Annotated in this window: 3 rRNA genes; all 3 read right to left on the bottom strand. The window is 56.4% G+C overall.

The annotated features are described in order from the left end of the window. Positions 1–6: 6 nt before the first annotated feature. Positions 7–123, bottom strand: a 5S ribosomal RNA gene (gene rrf / locus Q9R02_RS16425). A 196-nt stretch (positions 124–319) separates the two neighbouring features. Further along, positions 320–3,443, bottom strand: a 23S ribosomal RNA gene (locus tag Q9R02_RS16420). A gap of 497 nt (positions 3,444–3,940) precedes the next feature. Further along, positions 3,941–5,465, bottom strand: a 16S ribosomal RNA gene (locus Q9R02_RS16415). The 16S, 23S and 5S rRNA genes sit together here, the layout of an rRNA operon. Positions 5,466–5,508: the final 43 nt, after the last annotated feature.

The following is a 5,508-nucleotide window of genomic DNA, read 5'->3' as shown; positions in this document are numbered from 1 at the left end:
GGTTGTGTCCGGCGGTGTCCTACTCTCCCACACTCTCTCGGGTGCAGTACCATCGGCGCTGTGGGTCTTAGCTTCCGGGTTCGGAATGGGACCGGGCGTTTCCCCCACGCTATGACCGCCGTAACTCTTTTCCGCTCACCCGTGCACCGTGGTGGTGTGGGTGGGGTGGTTGAGGGTTACTAGTGATCTGACACTAGGTTATTCAATTATGTGGTTCCCTGGCCCAATGGTTGTGTTGGGTTTGTTGTTTGGGGACCGCATGGTGGACGCGTAGCACAGTTTTCTTTCAACCCCCCGCCACCATGGTGGGTGGGGGTGTGTGGTCAGGTTGTCGGCTTATTAGTACCAGTCAGCTTCACCCATTGCTGGGCTTCCACGTCTGGCCTATCAACCCAGTGGTCTGCTGGGGGCCTCTCACACACGAAGGTGTATGGAAATCTTATCTTGAAGCGGGCTTCCCGCTTAGATGCTTTCAGCGGTTATCCCATCCGAACGTAGCCAATCAGCGGTGCACTTGGCAGTACAACTGACACACCAGAGGTTCGTCCGTCCCGGTCCTCTCGTACTAAGGACAGCCCTTCTCAAATTTCCTGCGCGCGCAGCGGATAGGGACCGAACTGTCTCACGACGTTCTAAACCCAGCTCGCGTACCGCTTTAATGGGCGAACAGCCCAACCCTTGGGACCTACTCCAGCCCCAGGATGCGACGAGCCGACATCGAGGTGCCAAACCATGCCGTCGATATGGACTCTTGGGCAAGATCAGCCTGTTATCCCCGAGGTACCTTTTATCCGTTGAGCGACGGCCATTCCACAATGTACCGCCGGATCACTAGTCCCGACTTTCGTCCCTGCTCGAGATGTCTCTCTCACAGTCAAGCTCCCTTGTGCACTTACACTCGACACCTGATTGCCAACCAGGCTGAGGGAACCTTTGGGCGCCTCCGTTACTTTTTGGGAGGCAACCGCCCCAGTTAAACTACCCATCAGGCACTGTCCCTGACCCAGATCATGGGCCGAAGTTAGATGTCCAAAGTGACCAGAGTGGTATTTCAACGATGACTCCACCGGTACTGGCGTACCGGCTTCACAGTCTCCCACCTATCCTACACAAGCCACTCCGAACACCAATACCAAACTATAGTAAAGGTCTCGGGGTCTTTCCGTCCTGCTGCGCGTAACGAGCATCTTTACTCGTAGTGCAATTTCGCCGAGTTCATGGTTGAGACAGTAGGGAAGTCGTTACTCCATTCGTGCAGGTCGGAACTTACCCGACAAGGAATTTCGCTACCTTAGGATGGTTATAGTTACCACCGCCGTTTACTGGGGCTTAAATTCCCGGCTTCACCCCTAAGGGTTGACCGGTCCTCTTAACCTTCCAGCACCGGGCAGGAGTCAGTCCGTATACATCGTCTTGCGACTTCGCACGGACCTGTGTTTTTAGTAAACAGTCGCTTCCCCCTGGTCTCTGCGGCCCTTACCCGCTCCAGCACGCGTGGTGCTTTCACGGTCGGGGCCCCCCTTCTCCCGAAGTTACGGGGGCATTTTGCCGAGTTCCTTAACCATGATTCTCTCGATCGCCTTAGTATTCTCTACCTGATCACCTGTGTCGGTTTAGGGTACGGGCGGCTGGAACCTCGCGTCGATGCTTTTCTCGGCAGCATAGGATCACTGAATCCCCCACCAAGTGGGGTCCCATCACGTCTCAGCCTCATGTTCCGCGGATTTGCCTACGGAACGGCCTACCTGCTTAGACCGGGACTACCATCGCCCGGCTCAGCTACCTTCCTGCGTCACACCTGTTAATACGCTTACCTCCCCCGATCAGTTCCCAGCCTCCCCACACAACCCACGCCCCGAAGGGCACTGGCAGGTGGTTTGGGTGGTTAGTATCCCGGGCTCAGTATGGGCGGTTCTTCGCCGGTACGGGAATATCAACCCGTTGTCCATCGACTACGCCTGTCGGCCTCGCCTTAGGTCCCGACTCACCCAGGGCAGATTAGCTTGACCCTGGAACCCTTGATCATCCGGCGGACGGGTTTCTCACCCGTCTTTCGCTACTCATGCCTGCATTCTCACTCGTGTGGTCTCCACCACTGGTTTACACCGCGGCTTCACCGTCCACACGACGCTCCCCTACCACTCCACGCTCCTGAACCCCAAAGGGCTAGGACAATGCGTGAAATCCACGACTTCGGCGGTGTACTTGAGCCCCGCTACATTGTCGGCGCGGAATCACTTGACCAGTGAGCTATTACGCACTCTTTCAAGGGTGGCTGCTTCTAAGCCAACCTCCTGGTTGTCTAAGCAACTCCACATCCTTTCCCACTTAGCACACGCTTAGGGGCCTTAGTCGGTGGTCTGGGCTGTTTCCCTCTCGACCATGAAGCTTATCCCCCACGGTCTCACTGCTGCGCTCTCACTTACCGGCATTCGGAGTTTGGCTGACGTCAGTAACCTTGTAGGGCCCATCGGCCATCCAGTAGCTCTACCTCCGGCAAGAAACACGCAACGCTGCACCTAAATGCATTTCGGGGAGAACCAGCTATCACGAAGTTTGATTGGCCTTTCACCCCTACCCACAGCTCATCCCCTCCATTTTCAACTGAAGTGGGTTCGGTCCTCCACGACGTCTTACCGTCGCTTCAACCTGGCCATGGGTAGATCACTTCGCTTCGGGTCTAGATCACGCCACTCAAACGCCCTATTCAGACTCGCTTTCGCTACGGCTTCCCCACACGGGTTAACCTCGCGACGTAACACTAACTCGCAGGCTCATTCTTCAAAAGGCACGCCATCACAGGAACAAGCCTGCTCTGACGGATTGTAGGCACACGGTTTCAGGTACTATTTCACTCCCCTCCCGGGGTACTTTTCACCTTTCCCTCACGGTACTGGTCCGCTATCGGTCATTAGGTAGTATTTAGGCTTATCAGGTGGTCCTGACAGATTCACACGGGATTTCTCGGGCCCCGTGCTACTCGGGCATCATCCCTCCAGCGGTGCAACAACGCGACGATTACGGGACTCTCACCCTCTACGGTCCGCCTTCCCAAACGGTTCATCTACGTCAGCACACTCACACCAGACCAGAACAGTGATCCTGGTACAGAACAACCCCACAACCCCGGCCATGCAACACTCACTGGCTATCACACATGAACCGGTTTAGCCTCTTCCGCTTTCGCTCGCCACTACTCACGGAATCACATGTTGTTTTCTCTTCCTGCGGGTACTGAGATGTTTCACTTCCCCGCGTTCCCTCCACACAGCCTATGCGTTCAGCTGCGGGTGACTACCCATAACAGGCAGCCGGGTTTCCCCATTCGGACATCCTGGGATCAAAGTTCGGTTATCAACTCCCCCAGGCTTATCGCAGATTCCCACGTCCTTCATCGGCTCCTAATGCCAAGGCATCCACCGTGCGCCCTTAAAAACTTGGCCACACAAAAACCAGGCAAACCCCACAACCCACACACACGCAACCCCGAAGGAGCAGCCCGTGTACCGGCCATGACGCTCACCTATAAGATGCTCGCGTCCACTATGCAGTTCTCAAACAACAACCCCATCACCACCACCCACACCCACCCCACAGGGCAGACGCTTCGAATGGCTGGGAACAACCAGAAACAACAAGCCTGTTGTTTCAGGACCCAACAGTGTGTCAACACCACCCGCACCACCACAACCACCAACCCATTCCAACCGTCTCACCCGAAGATGAGGCAGCGTACTAGGATCCGTGGCCATGGCACCCGTGCAGGCACCGCACCCCCCACCCGTCACTCCAAGGAGCAGCCGGCCTACGGGGATGTGTTCTTTTGATATTCCACCCATGAGCACCACACCCCAGGAACGATCGTCCTGGCAGGCGGGCAGTCAACAATCCCTCCCCCACCACCATGCGGTGACGGTATCGGGTCTTGTTTGCTCCTTAGAAAGGAGGTGATCCAGCCGCACCTTCCGGTACGGCTACCTTGTTACGACTTAGTCCCAATCGCCAGTCCCACCTTCGACAGCTCCCTCCCACAAGGGGTTAGGCCACCGGCTTCGGGTGTTACCAACTTTCGTGACTTGACGGGCGGTGTGTACAAGGCCCGGGAACGTATTCACCGCAGCGTTGCTGATCTGCGATTACTAGCGACTCCAACTTCATGGGGTCGAGTTGCAGACCCCAATCCGAACTGAGACCGGCTTTTTGGGATTAGCTCCACCTCACAGTATCGCAACCCTTTGTACCGGCCATTGTAGCATGCGTGAAGCCCAAGACATAAGGGGCATGATGATTTGACGTCGTCCCCACCTTCCTCCGAGTTGACCCCGGCAGTCTCCCATGAGTCCCCACCACTACGTGCTGGCAACATGGAACGAGGGTTGCGCTCGTTGCGGGACTTAACCCAACATCTCACGACACGAGCTGACGACAACCATGCACCACCTGTGAACCAGCCCCGAAGGGAAGCCCTGTCTCCAGAGCGGTCTAGTCCATGTCAAGCCTTGGTAAGGTTCTTCGCGTTGCATCGAATTAATCCGCATGCTCCGCCGCTTGTGCGGGCCCCCGTCAATTCCTTTGAGTTTTAGCCTTGCGGCCGTACTCCCCAGGCGGGGCACTTAATGCGTTAGCTACGGCGCGGAAAACGTGGAATGTCCCCCACACCTAGTGCCCAACGTTTACGGCATGGACTACCAGGGTATCTAATCCTGTTCGCTCCCCATGCTTTCGCTCCTCAGCGTCAGTTAATGCCCAGAGACCTGCCTTCGCCATCGGTGTTCCTCCTGATATCTGCGCATTTCACCGCTACACCAGGAATTCCAGTCTCCCCTACATCACTCAAGTCTGCCCGTACCCACTGCAGAACCAGGGTTGAGCCCTGGCCTTTCACAGCAGACGCGACAAACCGCCTACGAGCTCTTTACGCCCAATAATTCCGGATAACGCTTGCGCCCTACGTATTACCGCGGCTGCTGGCACGTAGTTAGCCGGCGCTTCTTCTGCAGGTACCGTCACTTTCGCTTCTTCCCTACTGAAAGAGGTTTACAACCCGAAGGCCGTCATCCCTCACGCGGCGTCGCTGCATCAGGCTTTCGCCCATTGTGCAATATTCCCCACTGCTGCCTCCCGTAGGAGTCTGGGCCGTGTCTCAGTCCCAGTGTGGCCGGTCACCCTCTCAGGCCGGCTACCCGTCGTCGCCTTGGTGAGCCATTACCTCACCAACAAGCTGATAGGCCGCGAGTCCATCCAAAACCACAAAAGCTTTCCACCACCACCCCATGCGGGGAGCGGTCGTATCCGGTATTAGACCCAGTTTCCCAGGCTTATCCCAGAGTCAAGGGCAGGTTACTCACGTGTTACTCACCCGTTCGCCACTAATCCAGGATGCAAGCACCCCTTCATCGTTCGACTTGCATGTGTTAAGCACGCCGCCAGCGTTCATCCTGAGCCAGGATCAAACTCTCCATCAGAAAATTCAAAACCCGGCAAACACCAACCACCACGGGGTGATGA

The sequence above is a fragment of the Arthrobacter horti genome (assembly GCF_030731045.1).
GTDB lineage: Bacteria > Actinomycetota > Actinomycetes > Actinomycetales > Micrococcaceae > Arthrobacter_E > Arthrobacter_E nanjingensis.
This window is presented reverse-complemented; position numbering and strand designations above follow the sequence as displayed.